3 protein-coding genes are annotated in these 1,085 nt (G+C 25.4%); all 3 read right to left on the bottom strand.

The window, feature by feature from the left end; translation table 11 throughout:
* Window positions 1-19: 19 nt before the first annotated feature.
* The 3 genes from AWT65_RS06540 to AWT65_RS06225 all read right to left on the bottom strand — a co-directional run bounded on the left by AWT65_RS06540 (window position 20) and on the right by AWT65_RS06225 (window position 900).
* A complete protein-coding gene (locus AWT65_RS06540) occupies window positions 20-169 on the bottom strand; it encodes a hypothetical protein (protein ID WP_157055070.1) in 150 nt (49 codons plus the stop codon).
* A 111-nt stretch (window positions 170-280) separates the two neighbouring features.
* A complete protein-coding gene (locus AWT65_RS06230) occupies window positions 281-640 on the bottom strand; it encodes a DUF2513 domain-containing protein (protein ID WP_066730170.1) in 360 nt (119 codons plus the stop codon).
* 50 nt (window positions 641-690) lie between these two features.
* Window positions 691-900, bottom strand: coding sequence for a hypothetical protein (locus tag AWT65_RS06225; protein WP_066730169.1), 210 nt, complete (start codon window positions 898-900; stop codon window positions 691-693).
* Between the last annotated feature and the right edge of the window lie 185 nt (window positions 901-1,085).

The raw sequence follows: 1,085 nt of genomic DNA, 5'->3' as shown, positions 1-1,085 counted from the left end.
GTTTTTCCATATTATACTACTAAAGTTTGAACCATCTGATAGCCAGTTGCTTTTTAACCTCATTCACTTCATTGAATTGATTTTTAGGAACTATGTTTTTACCTATTATTTTTAGTAATTCATCTACTACCTTTTCTTCAATTCCTAACTTCAATATTTCTTCTTTCATACTTTCATCATTCCTTTCTTCTTTTTTATTCTAGTGAGTTCTAGTATTATTTATGATTTGTATGTACTAAAAAAAAGCTTCTTTAATGTCTAGCTTTACAAAGACATTTTTTTATATTCCTAATTTTTGTTTAATTATTTTTTCTGCATAAGCTTTTATAATATCTAAAGTCACACTTTTAATTCCATAAACTTCTATATCTCTTTTTACTTTCTCCCATAATCCTTTGTCTCTTATACTATCTAAATATTCATGACCATACCAAGTTAAACAATTAAATCTAATCTTATTACCTTGAAGTCCAACAACTTCTCCTTTAATGATATCTGCTTCTAGTAATCGTTTAAAATGATATCTAATTTCTTCATCTGTATATCCATCTATTTCGATATTGTATACTGGCATTTTGTCGTTTCCATTCTCTTCAACATACAATAGTATTTGCCTTATTAAGTCTTTATTTAATATCATTTTCCCCCTCCCTAATTAACTAACAAAAAAAGCAACCTTTTATAGTTGCTCTAATCTAATATCTCTATTGATTCTATACCATCTATTACGATTTCTAAACCACCTGTTCGTAAATCAAATTTTGCTATCCAAGTTTCAAGATAATCCTCATCATAATATACTCCAACTAATTTAAGATTTTTGAAATCATATTTTGTTTTTCTTTTGGTGTTTATGTTCATAGTTTTACCTATATTTTTTAATAATTCATCTTTTAACATATATCTCTCCTTTTTTTAATATACAGGATACACATGATATCCTTTTTTAGAATATATTGTTCTAGTCTTTTTAGTATCATAATGTATTAACTTTATTCTATCCCAAGTTTTTCCTATATCACTATTGTGATAATAATTTTCATAATATTGAAGATTATTACCATTATATGTCACAATTATTTCAC

It is taken from the genome of Sneathia sanguinegens, from assembly GCF_001517935.1.
Taxonomy (GTDB): domain Bacteria; phylum Fusobacteriota; class Fusobacteriia; order Fusobacteriales; family Leptotrichiaceae; genus Sneathia; species Sneathia sanguinegens.
The sequence above is the reverse complement of the archived record's forward strand: the minus strand, read 5'-3'. Positions and strand labels throughout refer to the sequence as shown.

Coding starts and splice junctions, on each gene's coding strand:
- AWT65_RS06540 (WP_157055070.1), bottom strand. CDS start 169: ATGAAAGAAGAAATATTGAAGTTAGGAATTGAAGAAAAGGTAGTAGAT.
- AWT65_RS06230 (WP_066730170.1), bottom strand. CDS start 640: ATGATATTAAATAAAGACTTAATAAGGCAAATACTATTGTATGTTGAA.
- AWT65_RS06225 (WP_066730169.1), bottom strand. CDS start 900: ATGTTAAAAGATGAATTATTAAAAAATATAGGTAAAACTATGAACATA.